General features: G+C 71.5%; 18 protein-coding genes. 8 read left to right on the forward strand and 10 right to left on the reverse strand.

The features are described from left to right. Window positions 1-22: 22 nt before the first annotated feature. On the reverse strand, window positions 23-3,046 hold the full coding sequence (gene uvrA / locus ACZ7JA_RS33290; protein WP_470812171.1) for an excinuclease ABC subunit UvrA: 3,024 nt from the start codon (window positions 3,044-3,046) through the stop codon (window positions 23-25). A gap of 228 nt (window positions 3,047-3,274) precedes the next feature. Here uvrA and ACZ7JA_RS33295 point away from each other — a divergent pair, with 228 nt between their 5' ends. After that, window positions 3,275-3,961, forward strand: coding sequence for a maleylpyruvate isomerase family mycothiol-dependent enzyme (locus ACZ7JA_RS33295; RefSeq protein ID WP_393428781.1), 687 nt, complete (start codon window positions 3,275-3,277; stop codon window positions 3,959-3,961). A gap of 45 nt (window positions 3,962-4,006) precedes the next feature. After that, on the forward strand, window positions 4,007-4,663 hold the full coding sequence (locus ACZ7JA_RS33300) for an MBL fold metallo-hydrolase (RefSeq protein WP_351672878.1): 657 nt from the start codon (window positions 4,007-4,009) through the stop codon (window positions 4,661-4,663). 290 nt (window positions 4,664-4,953) lie between these two features. Here ACZ7JA_RS33300 and aroQ read toward each other — a convergent pair whose 3' ends face one another. Next, window positions 4,954-5,427, reverse strand: a complete 474-nt coding sequence (gene aroQ, locus ACZ7JA_RS33305; RefSeq protein WP_351672880.1) for a type II 3-dehydroquinate dehydratase — start codon at window positions 5,425-5,427, stop codon at window positions 4,954-4,956. A 300-nt stretch (window positions 5,428-5,727) separates the two neighbouring features. Here aroQ and ACZ7JA_RS33310 point away from each other — a divergent pair, with 300 nt between their 5' ends. Further along, entirely contained in the window at window positions 5,728-7,005 is a 1,278-nt protein-coding gene (locus ACZ7JA_RS33310; protein WP_403678148.1) for an MFS transporter, read from the forward strand. 33 nt (window positions 7,006-7,038) lie between these two features. Here ACZ7JA_RS33310 and ACZ7JA_RS33315 read toward each other — a convergent pair whose 3' ends face one another. From ACZ7JA_RS33315 to ACZ7JA_RS33340, 6 genes are all read right to left on the reverse strand, one after another. Then, window positions 7,039-8,139 (reverse strand): calcium:cation antiporter, encoded by a 1,101-nt coding sequence (locus ACZ7JA_RS33315; RefSeq protein WP_351672884.1) that lies wholly within the window; start codon window positions 8,137-8,139, stop codon window positions 7,039-7,041. A 137-nt stretch (window positions 8,140-8,276) separates the two neighbouring features. Then, window positions 8,277-9,275, reverse strand: coding sequence for a TerC family protein (locus ACZ7JA_RS33320; protein WP_470812175.1), 999 nt, complete (start codon window positions 9,273-9,275; stop codon window positions 8,277-8,279). Window positions 9,276-9,496: 221 nt separating this feature from the next. Further along, window positions 9,497-11,404 (reverse strand): TerD family protein, encoded by a 1,908-nt coding sequence (locus tag ACZ7JA_RS33325; RefSeq protein WP_470812177.1) that lies wholly within the window; start codon window positions 11,402-11,404, stop codon window positions 9,497-9,499. 51 nt (window positions 11,405-11,455) lie between these two features. Continuing rightward, window positions 11,456-12,034 (reverse strand): TerD family protein, encoded by a 579-nt coding sequence (locus ACZ7JA_RS33330; RefSeq protein WP_351672890.1) that lies wholly within the window; start codon window positions 12,032-12,034, stop codon window positions 11,456-11,458. A 178-nt stretch (window positions 12,035-12,212) separates the two neighbouring features. Then, window positions 12,213-14,369: an excinuclease ABC subunit UvrB gene (uvrB, locus tag ACZ7JA_RS33335; protein ID WP_389451991.1), complete on the reverse strand. Its 2,157-nt coding sequence runs from the start codon at window positions 14,367-14,369 to the stop codon at window positions 12,213-12,215. A gap of 40 nt (window positions 14,370-14,409) precedes the next feature. Beyond that, entirely contained in the window at window positions 14,410-15,288 is an 879-nt protein-coding gene (locus tag ACZ7JA_RS33340; protein ID WP_470812180.1) for an MHYT domain-containing protein, read from the reverse strand. Between the two features lie 280 nt (window positions 15,289-15,568). Between ACZ7JA_RS33340 and ACZ7JA_RS33345 the strand changes: the two genes are divergently transcribed. Both ACZ7JA_RS33345 and ACZ7JA_RS33350 read left to right on the forward strand, forming a co-directional pair. Continuing rightward, complete coding sequence (locus ACZ7JA_RS33345) at window positions 15,569-16,438, forward strand: glycerophosphodiester phosphodiesterase (RefSeq protein WP_351672896.1); 870 nt, start codon at window positions 15,569-15,571, stop codon at window positions 16,436-16,438. A gap of 56 nt (window positions 16,439-16,494) precedes the next feature. Beyond that, entirely contained in the window at window positions 16,495-17,049 is a 555-nt protein-coding gene (locus ACZ7JA_RS33350; RefSeq protein WP_389304321.1) for a methylated-DNA--[protein]-cysteine S-methyltransferase, read from the forward strand. 14 nt (window positions 17,050-17,063) lie between these two features. Here the strand turns inward: ACZ7JA_RS33350 and ACZ7JA_RS33355 are convergent, their stop codons facing one another. After that, a complete protein-coding gene (locus tag ACZ7JA_RS33355; RefSeq protein WP_351672900.1) occupies window positions 17,064-17,492 on the reverse strand; it encodes a VOC family protein in 429 nt (142 codons plus the stop codon). A 99-nt stretch (window positions 17,493-17,591) separates the two neighbouring features. Here ACZ7JA_RS33355 and ACZ7JA_RS33360 point away from each other — a divergent pair, with 99 nt between their 5' ends. Beyond that, on the forward strand, window positions 17,592-18,500 hold the full coding sequence (locus ACZ7JA_RS33360; protein WP_470812183.1) for a pseudouridine-5'-phosphate glycosidase: 909 nt from the start codon (window positions 17,592-17,594) through the stop codon (window positions 18,498-18,500). Further along, entirely contained in the window at window positions 18,485-19,435 is a 951-nt protein-coding gene (locus ACZ7JA_RS33365) for a carbohydrate kinase family protein (RefSeq protein WP_470812185.1), read from the forward strand. Before ACZ7JA_RS33360 ends, ACZ7JA_RS33365 begins: the two co-directional genes overlap by 16 nt. A 288-nt stretch (window positions 19,436-19,723) precedes the next feature. Here the strand turns inward: ACZ7JA_RS33365 and ACZ7JA_RS33370 are convergent, their stop codons facing one another. Then, window positions 19,724-20,518, reverse strand: a complete 795-nt coding sequence (locus ACZ7JA_RS33370) for a methyltransferase domain-containing protein (RefSeq protein WP_389304316.1) — start codon at window positions 20,516-20,518, stop codon at window positions 19,724-19,726. A gap of 174 nt (window positions 20,519-20,692) precedes the next feature. Here ACZ7JA_RS33370 and ACZ7JA_RS33375 point away from each other — a divergent pair, with 174 nt between their 5' ends. After that, window positions 20,693-21,820, forward strand: coding sequence for a magnesium and cobalt transport protein CorA (locus tag ACZ7JA_RS33375; protein ID WP_470812187.1), 1,128 nt, complete (start codon window positions 20,693-20,695; stop codon window positions 21,818-21,820). Window positions 21,821-21,829 lie beyond the last annotated feature (9 nt).

Raw genomic sequence — 21,829 nt, forward strand, 5'->3', positions numbered from 1 at the left:
GTCAGGAGCGCCGCCGGTGACCTCAGGCCTTGCGGGCCCGGGTCGTCTTCTTCGCCGGTGCGGTCTTCGCCGGCGACGCCTTCTTGGCGGTGGCCGTGTTGTTGGCCTTGGCCGTCACCGTCTTCTTCGCCGTCGACCGGGCGGCGGCGGTCCGCTTGGCCGCCGTGCCGCGCGGCGCCTTCACCGGTGCCGCGTCGCTGACGCGGTCGGCGCCGAGGACCTCGCGCAGGAACTTGCCGGTGTGGCTCGCCGGAACCCCGGCGACCTCCTCGGGCGTGCCCTCGGCGACCACGAGGCCGCCGCCGGCGCCGCCCTCCGGGCCCATGTCGACGAGCCAGTCGGCGGTCTTGATCACATCGAGGTTGTGCTCGATGACGATGACCGTGTTGCCCTTGTCGACCAGGCCGGACAGGACCTTCAGCAGCTTGCTGATGTCCTCGAAGTGCAGACCGGTGGTCGGCTCGTCCAGGACGTAGACCGTGCGGCCGGTGGAGCGCTTCTGGAGCTCGCTGGCGAGCTTGACGCGCTGCGCCTCACCGCCGGACAGGGTGGTCGCGGACTGGCCGAGCCGGACGTAGCCGAGGCCGACGTCCTTCAGCGTGCGCAGGTGCCGGGAGATGGACGGAACCGCCTCGAAGAAGTCGGTCGCCTCCTCGATCGGCATGTTCAGCACCTCGGCGATGGACTTGCCCTTGTAGTGGACCTCCAGGGTCTCCCGGTTGTACCGGGCGCCGTGGCAGACCTCGCACGGGACGTAGACGTCCGGGAGGAAGTTCATCTCGATCTTGATCGTGCCGTCGCCCGCGCAGTTCTCGCAGCGACCGCCCTTGACGTTGAAGGAGAAGCGGCCGGGCAGGTAGCCGCGGACCTTCGCCTCGGTGGTCTCGGCGAACAGCTTGCGGATGTGGTCGAAGACGCCGGTGTAGGTCGCCGGGTTGGACCGCGGGGTGCGGCCGATGGGCGACTGGTCGACGTGCACGACCTTGTCGACCAGGTCGTCGCCGTCCACGCGCGTGTGCCGTCCGGGGACGTTGCGCGCGCCGTTCAGCTCGCGCGCCAGGTGCGTGTACAGAATGTCGTTGACCAGCGTCGACTTGCCGGAGCCGGACACGCCCGTCACGGCCGTGAAGACGCCCAGCGGGAAGGACACGTCGATGTCCTGGAGGTTGTTCTCCCGCGCGCCGTGCACGGTCAGCTGCCGGGACGGGTCGCGGGGGCGCCGCACGTCGGGCAGCGGGATCGCCTTGCGGCCCGAGAGGTACTGGCCGGTCTCGGACTCGGTGTTGGCGAGCAGTTCCTTCAGGGAACCGCTGTGCACGACCTTGCCGCCGTGCTCGCCGGCGCCGGGGCCGATGTCCACGATCCAGTCGGCGACCTTGATGGTGTCCTCGTCGTGCTCGACGACGATGAGCGTGTTGCCCATGTCGCGCAGCCGGACCAGGGTCTCGATCAGCCGGTGGTTGTCCCGCTGGTGCAGGCCGATGGACGGCTCGTCCAGCACGTACAGGACGCCGACCAGACCGGAGCCGATCTGGGTGGCGAGACGGATGCGCTGGGCCTCGCCGCCGGAGAGGGTGCCGGCCGCGCGGTTGAGCGAGAGGTAGTCCAGGCCGACGTCGACCAGGAACTTCAGCCGCTCGTTGACCTCCTTCAGGACCCGCTCGGCGATCTTCTTGTCACGGGCGGTCAGCTTCAGCTCGCCCAGGAAGTCGGCGCAGTCGCTGATCGACATCGCGGAGACCTCGGCGATGGACTTCCCCATGACCGTGACGGCCAGGACGATCGGCTTCAGGCGGGTGCCCTCGCAGGTGGGGCAGGGCACTTCGCGCATGTAGCCCTCGAAGCGCTCGCGGCTGGCGTCGCTCTCCGCCTCGCTGTGCCGGCGCTTGACGAAGGGCACCGCGCCCTCGAAGGGGGTGGTGTACACCCGCTCGCGGCCGTACCGGTTGCGGTAGCGGACCTCGATCTGGGTCTTGTGGCCGTACAGCAGGGCCTTCCGCGCCCGCTGGGGCAGGCCCGCGAAGGGGATGTCGGTGCGGAAGCCGAGGGCGTCCGCGAGGGCCCCGATCAGACGGCCGAAGTAGTCCTTGGTGTGGCCGTGCGACCAGGGGTGGATGGCGCCCTCGTCGAGGGACTTGTCCTCGTCCGGGACGATCAGCTCGGGGTCGACCTCCATGCGCGTGCCGATGCCGGTGCACTCGGGGCAGGCGCCGAAGGGCGAGTTGAAGGAGAAGGAGCGCGGCTCCAGCTCCTCGAAGGACAGGTCGTCGTACGGGCAGTACAGGTGCTCCGAGTACATGCGCTCGCGCTCGGGGTCGTCCTCGGGGAGGTCGACGAAGTCGAGCACGACCATGCCGCCGGACAGGCCGAGCGCGGTCTCGACGGAGTCGGTGAGGCGGCGCTTGGCGGAGTCCTTGACCGTGAGGCGGTCGACGACCACCTCGATCGTGTGCTTCTCCTGCTTCTTCAGCGTGGGCGGCTCGGAGAGCTGGATAGTCTCGCCGTCCACACGCGCGCGGGAGTAGCCCTTGGTCTGCAGGTCGGAGAAGAGGTCGACGAACTCGCCCTTGCGCTCGCGCACCAGCGGCGACAGCACCTGGAAGCGGCTGCCCTCCGGCAGCTCCAGGACCTTGTCGACGATGGCCTGCGGCGACTGCCGCGAGATGGGCCGGCCGCACTCGGGACAGTGCGGCTTGCCGATGCGCGCGAAGAGCAGACGCAGGTAGTCGTAGACCTCGGTGATGGTGCCGACCGTCGAGCGCGGGTTGCGCGAGGTCGACTTCTGGTCGATGGAGACGGCCGGGGACAGACCCTCGATGAAGTCCACGTCCGGCTTGTCCATCTGGCCGAGGAACTGCCGGGCGTACGAGGAGAGCGACTCCACGTAGCGCCGCTGCCCCTCGGCGAAGATCGTGTCGAAGGCCAGCGAGGACTTGCCCGACCCCGACAGGCCCGTGAAGACGATGAGCGAGTCGCGCGGGAGGTCGAGCGAGACGTTCTTCAGGTTGTGCTCGCGCGCTCCACGGACGATGAGACGGTCGGCCACGCCGGGTCCGCACCTTTCTTGAGAGAAGTGACAGGGGCCGGGGCCCCCGGTGCTTCTTTCGAGACTAGGGGGAGCCACTGACAGCGCCGGTCGGATTCCGGGATGCATAACAATCGCGGGCCCTGTTACATGCCCGGCGCCGCCTTCGACGATATAGCACGTGCTTTCGATTAAGGGGCGAGCTTCACCACCTTCACCCGCAGGGGTGGCGAGGCTAGGGTCAGGGCCATGATTGATCACGTTCATGACCTGGCATGTGTGCAGGACGCGACCGAGCGGCTCCTCACCGCTGTCGCCAAGCTGGACAACGCGTCGACGGCCGAGCCGTCACGGCTGCCCGGCTGGACGCGCGGCCACGTCCTCGCCCACCTCGCCCGCAACGCGGACGCCCTCGTGAACGTCCTCGAGGGCCGGCCCATGTACGTCAGCGCCGAGGCCCGGGACGCCGACATCGAGCGGGACGCCCCGCGGCCGCCGGCCGCCCAGCTCGCCGATGTGCGCGAGAGCGCCGCCCGTTTCCAGCGGGCGGGAGCGGTGCCGGCGGACTGGACGCGGACGGTGGAGCTGCGCAACGGCGTCACCGACTCCGCGGCCCGGCTGCCGTTCCGGCGGTGGGCCGAGGTCGACCTGCACCACGTGGACCTGGGGATCGGCTACGAGCTGGAGGACCTTCCGGCGGAGTTCACGGAGCGCGAGACCGGCTTCCTGGCGGACCGCTTCGCCGGGCACCCCGAGATTCCGGCGACACGGATCACGGACGGTACGCGCGCGTGGCGCACCGGGCGCGAGGCGGACGTGGCCGAGGTCACGGTGAGCGGAGCGCCGGCGGACCTGCTGGGCTGGCTCGCCGGACGCCGCGACGGGTCCGCGCTGGAGGTGACGGGCGGCACGCTGCCGAAGCTGCCTCCGCTGTAGCGCGACACGGTCCTCCGGGCGCCGCCCCGCTATAGGCTGATCACCATGACGTACAGCGGAGAGGTCAGGGTCGGCGGACCCGCGGACGTGCACGAGCTGAAAGACCTGATGATCACCAAGGTCGCGGTCGGCCCGATGGACAACAACGCCTATCTGCTGCGCTGTCGGGCCACCGACGAGCAGCTGCTGATCGACGCCGCCAACGACGCGGGAGCGCTGCTGGGCACCATCGGTGACGACGGCATCGCGTCCGTCGTCACCACCCACCGGCACGGCGACCACTGGCAGGCGCTCGCCGAGGTCGTCGCCGCCACGGGCGCGCGCACGTACGCCGGCCGGGAGGACGCGCCCGGCATCCCGGTGCCCACCGACGTCCTCGTCGACGACGGCGACGTCATCCGGGTCGGCCACGTGGAACTCACCGCCCGCCACCTCGTCGGACACACCCCGGGCTCCATCGCCCTGGTCTACGACGACCCGCACGGGCATCCGCACGTCTTCACCGGCGACTGCCTGTTCCCCGGCGGTGTGGGCAACACCCACAAGGATCCCGAGGCGTTCGCCAGCCTGATCCGCGACGTCGAGACGAAGATCTTCGACGTGCTGCCGGACGAGACCTGGGTCTACCCCGGACACGGCAACGACACCACGCTCGGCACGGAACGGCCGCACCTGCCGGAGTGGCACGCGCGCGGGTGGTAGCCGCGAGGGCACGACGCACGCCGGGCGCACGCCCTTGAGGCACGCCCGGCGCGCACTCCATGGCACGCGCCCCGTGTGAACTCTTCACACGCTCCGGGTGCTCGTGCGCGCTCCCCGGGCCACGTGACACGCGGTCAACTGGTAGCAGCGCCGCACAGGACGACGGCTCCTGGGCGGTAGGGGCCGCCGGTCTCCAACCCCGCCCTCGACCGGCGGCCCGGGCAGCGGCAACGTCCGGCGTCGGCACGCCGCGTGCCCGGCGGCCGCCCCTGGACGAGACGCGCGGTGGACTACGCGTCGGCCCGAGCCGCCCCCGCCAGCGCGGCGACCCGCTCCACGCCGAACACGTAACCCTGCACCCCGCAGCCCGCGATCACGCCGTCGGCGCGCAACGAGACGTAGCTGTGGTGCCGGAACGACTCGCGCTGGTGGATGTTGGAGATGTGCACCTCCAGCACCGGCATGCCGTCACAGGTGTTGAGCGCGTCCAGGATCGCCACCGAAGTGTGCGAGTAGGCACCGGGGTTGATGACGATGCCGCAGTGGTTCAGCCGCGCCTCGTGGATCCAGTCGACCAGTTCGCCCTCGTGGTTGGACTGGCGGAAGTCCACCGTCCCGCCGTGCGCGGCCGCGGCCTTGGCGCACATCGCCTCCACGTCGGCGAGCGTGTCCCTGCCGTAGATCTCGGGCTGACGCTGACCGAGGAGGTTCAGGTTGGGCCCGTTGAGGATCATGATCGGGGCGTTGGCCAGGGTGCGGGGCACGGTTCCTCCGGTCCGTTCGGGGCGGCGCGTTCGCCACCGCTGCTCGGACCCGGTCTATCACGGTGGGACGGGCGGCCGAGGGGTGGGCGAGGAGTGGCCGAGGGGTGGGCGAGGAGTGGCCGGGGGCGGGCGAGACGCGGGCGACGGACCGATGAGGCGTGGGCGAGGGCGAGGGCGGCGTACGCCGGTGGTCCGGCTCACGCCCCGGTCTTGGATCAGCTCCGCGCGCCCCCGTAACCCAAGATCACCGCGGGTGGTTGACGCGACATGCAGCCCGTACGCCCTGTGAGGGCGCCTTCCATGCCGCGGCTGGCGGCCGCCTCGCTCGCCGGGACCGCGATCGAGTTCTACGACTTCTTCGTCTACGGGACGGCGGCGGCCCTGGTGCTGGGGCCGCTGTTCTTCCCGTCGTTCTCCCCGCTGGCCGCGACGCTCGCGGCGTTCGGGACGTTCGGGGTGGGCTTCGTGGCGCGGCCGCTCGGCTCGGTGCTGTTCGGACACCTGGGCGACCGGCGCGGACGGCGGCCGGTACTGGTCGCCTCGCTGCTGCTGACCGGCGCCTCGACGGTTGCGGTCGGTTGTGTGCCGACGTACGAGACGATCGGAGCGGCCGCCCCCGTGCTGCTGCTCCTGCTGCGCTTCCTGCAGGGGCTGGGGCTCGGCGGGGAGTGGGGCGGGGCGGTGCTGCTGACCGCCGAGCACGCGCCGCCGGGACGGCGTGCCCTGTGGTCGAGCTTCCCCCAGGTGGGGCCCGCGGTGGGCTTCGTGCTCGCCAACGGCGTGATGCTCGCGCTGTCGGCCGCCCTGCCGGACGACCAGTTCGCCCAGTGGGGCTGGCGGGTGCCGTTCTGGGCGGCCGGGGTGCCGGCCCTGGCCGGGCTGTGGCTGCGCGCCTCGCTCACCGAGAGTCCCCGCTTCCTGGAGATCGACGATCACGCGCGCGTACCGCTCGTGGAGGTGGTACGGCGCCACGGGCGGCTGGTGCTGCTGACGGCCGGGGCGCTGGCCGCCGGGTACGCGGTGTTCTACGCGGTGACGACCTGGTCGCTGGCGTACGCCACCGGACGGCTCGGGGTGAGCCGGACCGTCATGCTGACCTGCGTCATGGCCGCCGTGGCGGTGAAGGGGGCGCTGACGCCCCTCATGGCGCTGCTCGGCGACCGCTACGGCCGGCGACCGCTGTGCCTGGCGGGCTGCGCGGGCTGCGCGCTGTGGATGCTGCCGATGGTCGCGCTGCTCGCGACCGGTGAACCGCTGCTGATGTTCCTCGGCATCCTGGGCGCGCTGATCGCCTTCATCACCATGTTCGCGGTGATCGCCGCGTACCTGCCCGAGCTGTACGAGGCGCGGGTGCGCTGCACCGGCGCCGCGGTCGGCTACAACCTCGGCGGCGTCCTGGGCGGCGCCCTCACCCCGATCGTGGCGACGGCCCTGGCGGACCGAGGCGGCCGCGTCCCGTGGGGGGTGGGCGCCTATCTGACCGGGATCGCCCTGGTGAGCCTGGTCTGCTTCGCCCTGCTGCCGGAGACCCGGCCCGCGCCCGCACCCGCGCCCGCCATGGAGCCGGCCGCCGGCTGACCGGCCCCGGGCCGGCGCCGTCCCCCGACGCGCCTAGGGGTTGATCGCCAGTTCCAGATAGGCCGCGAACAGCACCAGGTGCACACCGCCCTGCAGGGGGGTGGCCCGGCCGGGAACCACCGTCAGGGAGCTGACCACCACGGTCAGCGCCAGCAGCAGCATGTGGGTCGCGCCGAGGCCGAGGACGAGCGGGCCGGACAGCCAGATGGAGGCCAGGGCGACCGCGGGGATGGTCAGGCCGATGCTGGCCATCGCCGAGCCGAGCGCCAGGTTGAGGCTGGTCTGCACCCGGTCCCGGCGGGCCGCGCGCAGCGCCGCGATGGTCTCGGGCAGCAGTACGAGCAGGGCGATGATCACACCGACGACCGCCTGGTGCAGGCCGGCCGCCTCCACCCCGGACTCGATGGTCGGGGACACCCCCTTGGCCAGACCGACCACCCCGACCAGCGCGAGGCCGAGCAGGCTGAGGCTGATCCATGCCGTGCGCGCGGACGGGGGCACCGCGTGGTCGTCCCCCGTGATCACATCGCCCTGCCGGCTGACCGGCAGGAAGTAGTCACGGTGCCGCAGGGTCTGCGTGGCCACGAACAGTCCGTACAGGATCAGCGAGGACAACGCGGCGAAGGTGAGCTGGACGGTGGAGAACTCGGGGCCGGGCTTGCTGGTGGTGAAGGTCGGCAGCACCAGGCTGAGTGTGGCGAGGGTCGCCACGGTGGCCAGGGCGGCGCCGGTGCCCTCGGGATTGAAGACCGCGGTGCCGTGCCGCAGGGAGGCCACGAGAAGACTGAGTCCGACGATGCCGTTGCAGGTGATCATCACGGCGGCGAAGACGGTGTCCCGGGCCAGGGAGGCGCTCTTGTCGCCGCCGTCGACCATGAGGGTGACGATCAGGGCCACTTCGATGATCGTGACGGCGATGGCCAGCACCAGCGAGCCGAAGGGCTCGCCCACCCGGTGTGCGACCACCTCGGCGTGGTGCACGGCGGCGAGGACGGACCCGGCGAGGACCAGGGTGACCAGCGCGACGAGCGGGCCGGGGAGGGCGCGACCCCAGGTGAGGACGAGCAGGACGACCGCGAGTACCGGCACGAGGAACGTCCACTGGGTGGTGAGCGGTCTGAGCCGAGCGATCATGCTGCGATCGTGACAGACCCGTACAGGATTCGCATTCCGTTCTTTCCGGATCCCTTGTCATCCTTCCTGCGCGGGGCGCCGGTCACGGTGCGGCCGGCGCCTCGCGGGTTCGGTGTCGGTTGTCGCGCCGGTCCCGGTCAGGCGTCTATGCGCTCGGCCGGTTCGCCGCTCCGGGGGTCCGCCACTTCGGCCGCCGCCTGCTTGCGCGAGGCGATCAGGCTGGTGACGGTGGTGATGGCCAGGACGGCACAGATCACGCCCAGCGACACCGGGATGCTGATCTCGGGGACGTGGACCCCGGACTCGTGCAGGGCGTGCAGCACCAGTTTGACGCCGATGAAGCCCAGGATGATCGACAGGCCGTACGACAGGTGGACCAGCTTCCTCAGCAGGCCGCCTATGAGGAAGTACAGCTGACGCAGTCCCATCAGGGCGAAGGCGTTGGCGGTGAAGACGATGTACGGGTCCTGGGTCAGGCCGAAGATCGCGGGGATCGAGTCCAGCGCGAAGAGCACGTCCGTGGTGCCGATGGCCAGCATCACGACCAGCATCGGGGTCATGACCCGCTTGCCGTTCTGCTGGATCCACAGCTTGGTGCCGTGGTACCGGTCCGCCACGCCGAACCTTCGCTCGGCGGCCTTCAGCAGCTTGTTCTCCTCGAACTCCTCTTCCTCCTCGTCGGCCCGGGCGTCCTGGACGAGTTTCCAGGCGGTCCAGATCAGGAAGGCGCCGAAGAGGTAGAACACCCAGGAGAAGCTGGCGATGATCGCGGCGCCGGCGGCTATGAACACGGCACGCAGCACCAGGGCTATGAGAACACCGACGAGCAGCACGCGCTGCTGGTACTGCGAGGGCACCGCGAACTTCGCCATGATCAGGACGAAGACGAAGAGGTTGTCGACGCTCAGCGACTTCTCGGTGATGAAGCCGGCGAAGAACTCGCCGGACGGCCCGCCGCCGCCGAACAGGAGGAGGCCGAGGCCGAAGAGCCCGGCGAGGGCGATCCAGACGACCGTCCAGGTGCCCGCCTCCTTGATCGACACGTCATGAGGCTTGCGCCCGATGAAGAAGTCGACCGCGATGAGGACGGCGAGGCCAACGATGGTGAGGACCCACAGGGTCGGGGAGACTTGCACTGCACCTCCGGCATAGGTCATGGCAAACACATCTGCGTTGTCATTGCCGGAGGTCTCTTCCACCCGCGTGGGCCGGCGCCCCGGGATCCGTAACGGTCCGTACTGACGGGTGCGCCGCAATCAGGGAGTACTCCCCTCCGCACGGAAAACAGTACCCCAATCACCAAGGAAAGGTAAAGTGATTGGTAAATAGAATCCCAAAGCGGCTGGCCAGGAGCACTTTACTTACGCTTGGTGCGGGCTGTGGCCACCTCGGTGAGCACCCGCTGAAGGACACCGCTGCCGGACGGCACGAGCGAGGGCTCGTACGTCCACGCGTGGCCGACCCAGGGGTCGGCGAGGTGGTCGTCGGGGACGGGGGTGAGTCGCATGAGCGAACGCCACAGCGGATCGAGCAACGGCCCGTAGGCGGCGGCGTCCTCACGGTCCGCGACCATCAGAAGGTGGACGCCGACGGCCGGCCCCTCGTCGGCCAGGTAGCGCAACTGGGTCACCGCCCGGTCGTCGAAGCCGTGCGGGAAGTCGTTGACGAGCAGCAGCTGCTGGGCGGGGTCGAAGTCGGGCGGCAGTGACTCGGCCGCCCCGCCGCGGAGCGCCATCTGGACCAGGTCGACCCGCCGGGTGAGCCGTCCCAGGACGTCGGCCACGCCCGCCGCGCCGGCCAGGGACGGCAGGGCGACGACTCCCGTCCGGGTCAGTGGCAGGAGCGCCTGCGCCCCCGTACCGGCCGGGTCCAGGACCTGAACGGTGAACTCCCCCACCGGATGGACGGCGAGCAGCCGGACGGCGAGCGCCACCGCGGCGTCCATGGCGAGCCGGCGGGTCTCCGCGGAGTCCAGGAAGACGTCGTCGGCTCCCGGCGCCGGGCCGCTGTCGATCCACAGGCCGCGTTCGAGCGGGAGCCTGACCAGCAGCGGTATGGACAGCGGGGCGCTCTCCGGCAGGTGCAGGTCGCCGAGCCGCATGGCCATCGGCGGTTCGGCCGGCACCCGGTATCCGTGCCAGACGGGGTTGTCCCAGCGGGCACAGGCCGGGGGAAGCGCGGGCTCGACCACCTCGGACTCGGCGGCGAGCTGCGCGACGTCGCGGTCGAGCGCGGCCCGGGCCTGGTCGACCAGCTGGGTGTGCCGTGCCTGGGCCGCCTCCCGCGCCGCGTCGCCCGCCGCGCCGAGCCGGGCGCGGGGGTCGGCGAGGGCCTGGTCGAGTTCCTTCTCCAGGCGGGAGTCTGCGAAGTCGACGGCGCTGCGGTACGCGGCCGTGGTGCGGGCCAGGTCCTCGAACATGCCCCAGACCTGGTTGTACAGCCGTTCGTCCATCGACCAGCCCACGGCGTCGCCCGCGACGGGCCGCGGCGGCTGCCCGTCGGAGGCGGCGTGGGACGCGGCCGGCGACCGGGCGGGCGGCGGGGTGGCGCCGGGACGGCGGCCGGGGTGGGTGTAGTCGATCGGGCCACCGGGAGCCCGCCCACCGGCCGGGTCGCGGCTGGCGTCCGCCCCGACCCGCCGGGGCTCCGGGGAATCGGGGACGGCTGGGATGCCCGGCGTGGACGGCGTGGGCGGTGCCGGTACGGCCCGTGCCAGGCCACGGGCGACCGCCTCCTCGACGTCCGCGGCGAGTTCGGCGGCCGAGGGCAGGCCCTGGTCGGCGAGCAGGGCGGTGAGGCCGCCGGCGTAGCCCTGGCCCACCGCGCGCACCTTCCAGGCGCCCTGCCGCCGGTACAGCTCCAGAGCGACCACGGCCGACTCGGCGTCCAGACCGGTCAGGACGAAGCGGGCGATCTCAGCGCCGTCGAGACCGGTGACCGCCGCCGTCGGTGCGGCCAGCGAGCCGAACCGGAGCGGGCCCCCCGGCCGCTCCGGCAGGGCGAGCAGCACCGTGACGCGGTGCACCGCCTCCGGCAGCGCGGCCAGGTCGACGGCCAGGCGGTGATCGGCGGCCGCCTGCGGGGACACCTCGATGCCGGGCAGGGTGGGAGCGCCGGGATGGGCCACCCACTCGGCGCCGTGCACGGTGCCGTGCTCGTCGCCGAGCGCGGCACCCGCCAGGACCGGCGATCCGGCCGAGATGCGGATCTCCAGCCGGACCTGGGGCAGCGGGTGGTTCTGTCCCCGCACCAGTTCGGCCGTCATCGCCGTCCCCCCTGTGTCGTGATGTCGTGCGCGCCGCTTCCGGCGGCGGTCCTACAGGTGCGGCTGGATCGCCGGCATGAGGTCCTGGAACGTACGGCCCTTGGCCGGCTCGCCCAGGGCGGTCATCGTCCAGCCCGAGCCCGACCGGTGCACCTTCGCCATGATCTGGGCGGTGTACTCGCCGCCGCCCGCCAGCGTGTAGCGGGCGAGTTCCTGGCCGGTGGTCTCGTCGACGAGGCGGCAGAACGCGTTCTGCACCTCCTGGAAGGTCTGGCCCGTGAAGGAGTTCACGGTGAAGACGATCTGGTCGACGTGGACCGGGACGCGCTGCAGGTCGACGAGGATCGCCTCGTCGTCGCCGCCCTGGCCCGCACCGCCGACGAGGTTGTCACCGGTGTGCCGCACGGAGCCGTCGTCGCTCACGAGGTGCCGGAAGAAGACGACGTCGACCGGCTGCCGGTCCGCGAACAGCACCGCTGAGGCGTCGAGGTCGATCTCCCGCGTACGCGAGCCGAAGAGGCCGCGGCGGGGAGCCGCCTGCCAGCCGAGACCCATGCGGACCGCGCTCAGACTGGCCCCGTCCTTCTTCTCCAGGCTGATGGCCTGACCCTTGGACAAGTTGACGGTCACGGCTGATTCCCCTCTCGTGTTCCCCGGTTGCCGCGCACTGCGCGGTTGCCAGAACCCTACGCAGGGGCACTGACAGTGCCGAACCCCGGACCGCGCTTTGTGTCGGTGTTGCAACACTTGGCGCATATGCCGAGGTCCGGCACCACAGGAGCGTCACAGGGCGGGCCCTGAAGGGTCCTCAGGCGATGCCCGCCTCACGCATCTGCCGCAGCTCCTTCTTCATCTCGGACACCTCGTCGCGCAGCCGGGCGGCGATCTCGAACTGCAGCTCGGCGGCCGCCGCGCGCATGCGCTCGGTCATCTCCTCGATCTGCTCTGCGAGTTCGGCAGCCGGGCGGTCCGTCGGCACGCCGGCCGCCGCCTTGCCCTTGGCGGACTTCGCGGCCTTGCCCGCCTTCGCGCCCTTGGCCGCCTTGTCTCCGAGCGCGGGGACGGGAGCCTTGGCCCCCTTGCCGTCCTTCAGCTTGCGGTAGCCGGAGCCGAGCAGCTGCTCGGTGTCGACCTCCTCGCGGGCGATCTGGGCGACGATGTCGTTGATCTTCTTGCGCAGCGGCTGCGGGTCGACGCCGTTGGCCTTGTTGTAGGCGACCTGCTTCTCCCGGCGCCGGTTGGTCTCGTCGATGGCCTTTTCCATCGCCGGCGTGATCTTGTCCGCGTACATGTGGACCTGGCCGGAGACGTTGCGCGCCGCGCGGCCGATGGTCTGGATCAGGGACGTACCGGAGCGCAGGAAGCCCTCCTTGTCGGCGTCGAGGATCGCCACGAGGGACACCTCGGGCAGGTCGAGGCCCTCGCGCAGCAGGTTGATGCCGACCAGGACGTCGAACTCGCCGGAACGCAGCTCGCGCAGCAGCTCGACACGCCGCAGGGTGTCGACGTCGCTGTGCAGGTAGCGCACCTGGATGCCGAGCTCCAGGAAGTAGTCGGTGAGGTCCTCGGCCATCTTCTTGGTGAGCGTGGTGACCAGGACGCGCTCGTCCTTCTCGGTGCGCTTGCGGATCTCGTGCACCAGGTCGTCGATCTGCCCCTCGGTGGGCTTGACCACGACCTCCGGGTCGACCAGACCCGTCGGACGGATGATCTGCTCCACGACCCCGTCCCCGCGGGACAGCTCGTAGGCGCCCGGGGTCGCCGACAGGTAGACGGTCTGCCCGATGCGCTCCTGGAACTCCTCCCACTTCAGCGGCCGGTTGTCCAGGGCCGAGGGCAGCCGGAAACCGTGGTCGACCAGGGTGCGCTTGCGGGAGGCGTCGCCCTCGTACATGGCGCCGATCTGGGGCACCGTCACGTGCGACTCGTCGATGACGAGCAGGAAGTCGTCCGGGAAGTAGTCCAGCAGCGTGTTGGGCGGCGAGCCGGGCAGGCGGCCGTCGAAGTGCATCGAGTAGTTCTCCACGCCGGAGCAGGTGCCGATCTGGCGGAGCATCTCGATGTCGTACGTGGTGCGCATGCGCAGGCGCTGCGCCTCCAGGAGCTTGCCCTGCTTCTCCAGCTCGGCCAGGCGCTCCCCGAGCTCCTTCTCGATGTCGTTGACCGCACGCTCCATGCGCTCGGGTCCGGCGACGTAGTGGGAGGCGGGGAAGACGTACAGCTGCTGGTCGTCGCTGATGATCTCGCCGGTGAGCGGATGGAGCGTGGACAGGGCCTCGATCTCGTCGCCGAACATCTCGATGCGGACGGCCAGCTCCTCGTAGACCGGGAAGATCTCGATGGTGTCGCCGCGGACGCGGAAGGTGCCCCGGGCGAAGGCCATGTCGTTGCGGGTGTACTGGATGTCGACGAAGCGCCGGAGCAGGTCGTCGCGGTCGATCTCGTCGCCGACCCTGAGGGGGACCATCCGGTCCACGTACTCCTGCGGGGTGCCGAGGCCGTAGATGCAGGACACGGAGGCGACCACGACGACGTCGCGGCGGGTGAGCAGCGAGTTCGTCGCCGAGTGGCGCAGCCGCTCCACCTCCTCGTTGATCGAGGAGTCCTTCTCGATGTAGGTGTCCGACTGCGGGACGTAGGCCTCGGGCTGGTAGTAGTCGTAGTACGAGACGAAGTACTCGACGGCGTTGTTCGGCAGGAGCTCGCGGAACTCGTTGGCCAGCTGCGCGGCCAGCGTCTTGTTCGGCGCCATCACGAGGGTGGGGCGCTGGAGCTTCTCGATCATCCACGCGGTGGTGGCGGACTTGCCGGTGCCGGTCGCGCCGAGCAGGACGACGTCCTTCTCACCGGCCTCGATGCGCTTGGCCAGGTCGGCGATGGCCGCCGGCTGGTCACCGCTGGGCTGGTAGGGGCTGACGACCTCGATGGGCGCCACCGTGCGTTCGATGTGGGAAACGGGCCGCATGCCATCAACCGTACGACCCCCCACTGACAACGGGTCCCGGTCAGCGGTTCTGCGGGGTCCCGGAGGCGTGCTGGCGCGGGTGACCGACGGGCCGGCGGCCGGGGCGGAGCTGTGCCTGTCGGGCCGGGTGGGAGGCGACGGCGGCGGCCGGGACGCCCGGCCTGTCCTCGACCGGGGCCTGGGCCGGCCGGCCCATGACCATCAGCGGGTCGAACATCATGACGGCGCCGGCGAGGAGCAGGAAGGCGAGCGGGCCGATCAGCATCGGCACGAGTACCGAGGCCGGCGGCCCGCCCGCGGCGGTCGCGGAGGCGCTGTGCAGGTGGACGTTCAGAGCGGCCATGCCGGTGTAGTGCATGCCGGTGACGGCGAGCCCCATCACCAGACTCGCGCCGACGCTCCACAGCACGCCCCGGACGCGTCCGGCGGCCCACAGGGCGGCCGTGGCGGCCACCACCGCGATGACGACGGACGCGGCCACCGTGACGGTGCTGTAGGCGAACCGTCCGTCGAAGCGCATGCTCGCCATGCCCAGGTAGTGCATCGAGGCGACGCCCAGACCGGTGATCGTGCCGCCGGTGAACAGTGCGGCGCCGGTGGCTCCCCGGTAGCCGACGATGAACAGCCCGACGCCCACCATCACGATGGCGAGGCCGAGGCTCGCGTAGGTGATGGGCTGATCGTAGTGGATGGGCGCCCCCTCGATGCGGAAGCCCATCATCGCGACGAAGTGCATCGTCCAGATGCCGGAGCCGATCGCGGCCGAGCCGAGGGCGAGCCAGGCGGGCCGCCGGGAGTGCGTGACCAGCAGGGCGCGGGTGGTGCAGCGCAGGCCGAGGGCGCCGCCGAGGCAGGCCATGACATAGGCCACCAGCGGGGTGACGACCCCGTAGCTGAATCCGTCGACCGTGCCCTGCATGCGCGGCAGCCCTTCCGTCCTGTTGCGTCCCGGAATATCCGAACTGCGCCCCCGTACCGGGCCGCGCGGGCGGCCAGGGTTGACGCAGAGAGTATGACCCGCACCGGAATGGTCGAACGATTTTCCGGCAAAGAAACACGCCCTTGCCCCACATGTGCCGCACCGGTGTGCGGAATCGGCCGCCCCCGTTCACCGTGTGGCCCTCCCGCGCCCGGGTGCCGTTGACTCTCTGCTGCCACTCTGGTGCTGTCGGTATTCGTTCGACGGGAGGAGTCCGCCCATGCACGCGCGCGCAGTCGCCGCCACGGCCACCGCGATCCTGGGGGCGGCGGTGCTGCTGACCCCCACGTCCGACGCCCGGGCGGGCGAGGCCCGCGGGCCGGTGGTGATCGCCCACCGCGGCGCCTCGGCCTACGCCCCGGAGAACACCCTGGCCTCCATCGACAAGGCGGCCCGGCTGGGCTTCTCCTGGGTCGAGAACGACGTCCAGCGCACCAAGGACGGCCAGCTGGTCGTGATCCACGACGACAGTCTGCGGCGCACCACGAACGTGGAGAGGGTCTTCCCCGGCCGGGCTCCCTGGAAGGTGAAGGACTTCACCGCCGCGGAGATCGCCCGGCTGGACGCGGGCAGCTGGTTCTCCGCCTCGTATGCCGGCACGCGCGTGCCGACCCTGAAGCAGTACATGCGCCGGGTGGAGCACAACCACGAGAAGCTGCTCCTGGAGATCAAGAACCCGGAGCTGTACCCGGGGATCGAGGGGCAGACCCTGAAGCTACTCGGCAACGAGGGCTGGCTGGACCGAGCGCATCTGGGCCGGCTCGTCGTGCAGAGCTTCAGCGCGGACAGCGTGCGCACCGTGCACGAGCTGAAGCCGGCGCTCACCACCGCCTACCTCGGCAGGCCGTCCGTTGCCCAGCTGCAGCGGTACGCGCGCTTCACCGATCTGATCAATCCCTCGTACGGGTCGATCACCGGGACCTACGTGACCGCCCTGCGCGCCTTCGACGGACCGCACGGCAGACCGCTCGGGCTGTGCGCCTGGACGGTGGACGACGCCGCCACCGCCCGGAAGGTCGCGCGCTACGGCGTCGACGGCATCATCACCAACAAGCCGGACGTGGTCCGGGCGGCCCTGGACGCGGACTGACCGGGAGCCGTCGCGGGCGGTGGGGCGTTGTCAGTGCCGGGTCGTACGGTGACCGCATGGAGAGTCATGGGCAGGACGGGCAGCGGGTCGTGTGGGCCGTCGTGGACACCGGCATCGGCCCGCTGATGCTGGCGGCGACCCGTGAGGGTCTGGTCAACGTCGTCTTCCACGCCTCGGACCGAGTGCGCGAGCGGGCCCTGGAACGGCTGACCGCCCGGATGGGCGCCGAGCCGGTCGAGGACCCGCGGTCGCCGCTGCTGCACGAGGCGATACGGCAGCTCGAGGCGTACTTCGCCGGCCGGCGGCACGACTTCGACCTGCCCCTGGACTGGTCGCTGATCTCCGGCTTCAACCGGCAGGTGCTGCGCGAACTGGCCGGCTCGGTGCCGTACGGCACGGTGGTCGGCTACGGGGATCTGGCGGGGCGGGTCGGGCAACCCGGCGGTGCGCAGGCGGTGGGCGCCGCGATGGGCGCCAACCCCCTTCCGGTCGTCGTGCCGTGCCACCGGGTGGTGGAGAGCGGCGGGGGCATCGGCGGCTTCGGAGGCGGGCTGGAGACCAAGCGGAAGCTGCTCGCGCTGGAGGGCGTGCTGCCCGAGCCGCTGTTCTGACGGGGCCGGGCGGGCTATCCGTAGTGCCGGACCTCGATGACGTTGCCGTCGGGGTCCCGGAAGTAGAAGCTGCGCGTGGCCTCTCCGCGGGCGCCGAAGGAGCCGTACCCGATGTCGGTCAGGGGGACGTCCCGCTCGTCCAGACGGGCGCGCAGGGCGTCGAATCCGGCGGACGGCAGGGACAGGCAGACGTGGTTCACGGGGTGGCCGGCGCTGTCGGCGGCGCCGGGAAGCATGTTCATGTGCTCGGCGAGGGTCCGCGGCGCGAGGTCGAGGATCGTCTCCTCGTTGACGCGTACCGAGGGAAACGACACCTTTCCGTCGGTGTACTCGGCGAGCCTCAGGGGCTGGAGGCCGACGGCGTTCTCGTAGAAGGCCGCGGCCGCCGCGGGGTCGGCGACCCACAGGACGACATGGTCGAGACGCGTGGTGTGGTCGGTCATGCGGCCCAGGCTGGTGGTGTCCCCCACAGACCGCAAGCGTTTATCCGGGTCCGGCGCCCGCCAGGGATGAGAGAGGACCGACGGACAGGAGGCGGGCACGTGGTGCTGGTGGTGTCGGAAGAGGTCCGGGACGCGCTCGACGCCCGGCGGCCGGTGGTGGCCCTGGAGTCGACGATCATCGCGCACGGGCTGCCGCGTCCGCGCAATCTGGCGGTGGCGCTGGAACTGGAGGATGTGGTGCGGCAGGCGGGCGCCGTTCCCGCGACCGTCGCCCTGCTGGACGGACGGCCCCGTGTCGGCCTGGACAAGGGGCAGTTGGAGCGGGTCGCGAACGAGGACGGCATCCGCAAGCTGGGCCATCGCGACCTGCCCCTGGCCGTGGCGGCGGGGGCGAGCGGGGCGACCACGGTGTCGGCCACGGCGCAGCTCGCGGCGCTGGCGGGCGTCAGGGTGTTCGCCACGGGCGGTCTCGGTGGTGTGCACCGGCAGTGGACGGTGACGCAGGACGAGTCGGCTGACCTGGGTCTGCTGGCGCGGACCCGGATCACCGTGGTGTGCGCGGGGGTGAAGTCGATCCTGGACGTGCCGGCGACGCTGCAGCGGCTGGAGACTCTGGGCGTGGCCGTCGCCGGGTACCGCACCGGCCGGTTCCCCGGCTTCTACCTGTCCGACTCCGGGCATCCGGTCGACTGGACGCTGGACGGCCCGGAGGAGGTCGCGCGGGTCATGCAGGCGCAGGACGCGCTCCACGGGCCGGATTCCGCGCTGATCGTCGCCAATCCCGTCCCGGAGGACGAGCAGCTCGATCCCGGGCTGCACGCGCGCGTGCTCGCCGACGCGCTGCGCGCCTGCGAGGAGGAGGGGGTCACCGGGCAGGGGGTCACGCCTTTCCTGCTGGACTATCTGGTCCGGCACACGGACGGGGCCTCGCTGAGCGCCAACCTGGCGGCGGTGCGCGGCAACGTCCGGCTGGCGACGCGGATTGCCACCGCGTGGGCCAGGGGGTGAACTCCGGCGGGAGCGGAGCGCTGCTGGTCGTCGGGGACGTCGTCACCGACGTCGTCGCCCGGCACCGGGGGCCGCTCGCGGCCGGCACGGACACGGCCGCCGCGATCCGGGCCCTGCCGGGTGGCGCGGGCGCCAACGTGGCCTGCTGGGCGGCGCACGCGGGCTGCGCGGAGGTGCGGCTGCTGGGCCGGGTTGGCGCGGACGCCGCCCGGTGGCACGAGCGGGAGCTGGTGGCGGCGGGGGTGCGGCCCCGGCTGGTGATCGACGCGGAGGCCCCGACGGGGACGGTGATCTGCCTCGTCGACAACGGCGCCTCGGCCGAGCGCACGTTCCTCACGGACAGCGGGGCGTCGCTGCGGCTCGAACCCGCCGACTGGTCCGACGCGCTGCTCGAGGGCGTGGCCCGGCTGCACCTGTCGGGCTATCTGCTGTTCTCGGAGCGGAGCCGGGCGCTGGCCGGGGTGGCTCTCGCCGCAGCCCGCGCGCGGGGCGTGCCGGTCAGTCTGGACCCGGCGTCGGCGGGCTTCCTCGTGCGTTTCGGAGTGGACCGCTTCCTGGCCTTCGCGGAGGGCGTCGACGTGCTTCTGCCCAGCCGCGACGAGGCGTGTCTGCTGACAGGACTGCCCGAACCGGGCGACGCGGCGGCCAAGTTGAGCCGGCTGGTCCCGCTGGTGGCCGCCAAGGCGGGGGTGGACGGTGCGGTGGTGGCGTGTGCCGGGGCCGTGGTGGCCCGGGTTCCCGCCGTGCCGGCCGATCCGGTGGACACGACGGGCGCGGGCGACGCCTTCACCGGCGCGTTCCTGGCCGCCCTGCTGGCGGGCGCGGCTCCCGAGGAGGCGGCGGCGAGCGGCTGCGGGGCGGGCGCGCTGGCGGTGCGGCGGGTGGGCGGCAGACCACCGCGGTGGGACACCGGCGTGCCGTCCACACCTGGCTGACCAGGGCCTTCCGCTCGGTCCGCACCGGGGCGCCCGGCGCCGCGCCTCCTCGGTGTCGGCGCGGTGGCCGCACACCGTGGGACGGCCTAGGTCGTGTCCGCAAAGTCGCGTCGTTCGCCCGCAGGGCGGGCGTCGCGGCGTCCGGTGCGTGCTCTGGGGGTCCCCCCGGCCGAAGGCTGGGGGAGTGCCGGCCGGATGCCCTCGTACTGGGTGTACTCGGGCTTTCGGCCGGTGCGGCGAGAGTGCGTGCCGGGCGTCGCGACGCAGACGCGACTTTGCGGACACGGCCTAGCCCTTGCGTCCCCAGGCGGAGATCATCGGCGCGGTGGCCAGGTCCATCCCGCCGGTCCGCACGTTGGCCAGGTGACGGTCGATCTCCTCGTCGGTGGCGAGGCCCGCGGCGACCAGCCGGCCCCTGATCTGACGGACCGTCGCGGATTCCAGGGCGGTGCAGGCCGGCGAGGTCATGGGGAAGTAGGCGTCGGCCTCGACGTCGTGCAGTCCGGCCTCACGGAGCAGACGCGGCAGCTTGCGGCCGTACGACAGGTCGGCGCCGCGCTCGGCGAGCAGGCTGCGGAAGCCGTTGCGCAGCCGGTTGGCGAGCCGCTGCTCCGGGCCCTGCTCATCGGGGCAGAGCAGCGGCTGGAGGGCCGGGTCGGCGTCCTCGATCAGCAGGTGTCCCCCGGGCCGCAGCGCCTCGATCATGGACCGCAGGGCTCTTTCCCGGTCCGGGACGTGGACCAGCACCAGCCGGGCGTGCACCAGGTCGAAGCCGGCACCCGGCGGCTCCTCGCCGCCCACGTCGTGGACGCGCACCTCGACCGGGGGCCGGGCAGCGGCGGCGAGCCGGGTGGTGTCGATGTCGGTGGCGACGACCTCGCCGGTGGGGCCGACACGCTCGGCGAGCCATGACACCACGGAGGTGCCGCCGGCGCCGACCTCCCAGCACCGCGAGCCGGGACCGACGCCGAGGGCTTCGAGGTGCCGGAACGTCGCGGGGTCGAAGAGGGAGGCGAAGGCGTGGAAGCGCTCCTCCGCTTCGTCCTGCTGGTTGTCCAGGAGATATCCGTCGGATGATGTCATGCCGCGAGCATCGCACTCGGCGGGCCGGCCTGCGGGAACGGGCACTGTCCACAGGCGGGAACAAAGCGGAAGTCACCGTTCCCACAGGCCCGCACGGACTTTTCGCGTGACTGGCACACTTGCCGGGCAGGACGCGAGAACGTTGTGCGAGGAGATCCACGCGAGGAGATCCAGATGTCCATGGCAGGGAATCTGCGGAAGGTCACCGGACTGGGCAGGGCCGGCGGGCTGCGCAAGGTGGCGCGGCTGGCCCGACGGCGGCCGCGCGTGGACCTGAGCCATCCCGCCCGGTCACCGCTCGGTTCGTCGGTGGTGAACTGCGTGACCTATCAGGACGGGGTGCGGGTTCCCGGGTGCTCCGACCTGGTGGACGCCGTGGCCAAGGTGCGCAAGAGCGGCGAGGGATTCGTCTGGCTCGGGCTGCACGAGCCGACGGACAGTGAGTTCACGGACGTCGCCCGGCTCTTCGACCTGCATCCGCTGGCGGTGGAGGACGCCGTGGAGGCCCACCAGCGTCCGAAGCTGGAGCGGTACGCGGAGACCCTGTTCACCGTGTTCAAGACCGTCTGCTACGTGGAGCACGAGCAGCTGACGGCGACGAGCGAGGTGGTCGGCACCGGCGAGATCATGGTGTTCGTCGGCGAGGACTTCGTCATCACGGTACGGCACGGCCGACACGGGTCGCTGGGGCCGCTGCGCGAGGAGCTGGAAGCGCATCCGGCGCAGCTCGTCAAGGGCCCGGCGGCGGTGCTGCACGCGATCGCCGACCATGTCGTCGACGAGTATCTGAACGTCACGGACGCGGTGCAGGCCGACATCGAGCAGGTGGAGACGGACGTGTTCTCGGAGGGCGGCGCGCGGGCCGACCCGGGGCGCATCTACCAGCTCAAGCGTGAGCTGCTGGAGCTGAAGCGCGCGGTGGTGCCGCTCGGACGTCCGGTGGAGGATCTCGCCACCCGGCCGATACGCGCGGTCCCCCCGGAGATACAGGCGTACTTCAGGGACGTGTCCGACCACCTGATGCGGGCCAAGGAGCAGATAGCCGCGTTCGACGAACTGCTCAACTCGATCCTGCAGGCGCACCTCGCGCAGGTGACGGTCGCGCAGAACGAGGACATGCGGAAGATCACGGCGTGGGCGGCCGTGGTCGCCGTGCCCACGATGGTGTGCGGCGTCTACGGCATGAACTTCGACCACATGCCGGAGCTTCGCTGGCGGTTCGGATATCCGCTGGTCATGGGTGTGATGGCACTGGCCTGCCTCGTGCTGTACCGGGGTTTCAGGCGCAACGGCTGGCTGTGACCGTACCGG

This window comes from Streptomyces sp. NPDC038135, from assembly GCF_055601245.1.

Excerpts from the sequence above, each read along its gene's own strand:
- ACZ7JA_RS33295 (WP_393428781.1), top strand. The coding sequence starts at position 3,275 with ATGATTGATCACGTTCATGACCTGGCATGTGTGCAGGACGCGACCGAG.
- ACZ7JA_RS33300 (WP_351672878.1), top strand. The coding sequence starts at position 4,007 with ATGACGTACAGCGGAGAGGTCAGGGTCGGCGGACCCGCGGACGTGCAC.
- ACZ7JA_RS33310 (WP_403678148.1), top strand. The coding sequence starts at position 5,728 with ATGCCGCGGCTGGCGGCCGCCTCGCTCGCCGGGACCGCGATCGAGTTC.
- ACZ7JA_RS33315 (WP_351672884.1), bottom strand. The coding sequence starts at position 8,139 with ATGATCGCTCGGCTCAGACCGCTCACCACCCAGTGGACGTTCCTCGTG.
- ACZ7JA_RS33325 (WP_470812177.1), bottom strand. The coding sequence starts at position 11,404 with ATGACGGCCGAACTGGTGCGGGGACAGAACCACCCGCTGCCCCAGGTC.
- uvrB (WP_389451991.1), bottom strand. The coding sequence starts at position 14,369 with ATGCGGCCCGTTTCCCACATCGAACGCACGGTGGCGCCCATCGAGGTC.
- ACZ7JA_RS33340 (WP_470812180.1), bottom strand. The coding sequence starts at position 15,288 with ATGCAGGGCACGGTCGACGGATTCAGCTACGGGGTCGTCACCCCGCTG.
- ACZ7JA_RS33345 (WP_351672896.1), top strand. The coding sequence starts at position 15,569 with ATGCACGCGCGCGCAGTCGCCGCCACGGCCACCGCGATCCTGGGGGCG.
- ACZ7JA_RS33350 (WP_389304321.1), top strand. The coding sequence starts at position 16,495 with ATGGAGAGTCATGGGCAGGACGGGCAGCGGGTCGTGTGGGCCGTCGTG.
- ACZ7JA_RS33355 (WP_351672900.1), bottom strand. The coding sequence starts at position 17,492 with ATGACCGACCACACCACGCGTCTCGACCATGTCGTCCTGTGGGTCGCC.
- ACZ7JA_RS33370 (WP_389304316.1), bottom strand. The coding sequence starts at position 20,518 with ATGACATCATCCGACGGATATCTCCTGGACAACCAGCAGGACGAAGCG.
- ACZ7JA_RS33375 (WP_470812187.1), top strand. The coding sequence starts at position 20,693 with ATGTCCATGGCAGGGAATCTGCGGAAGGTCACCGGACTGGGCAGGGCC.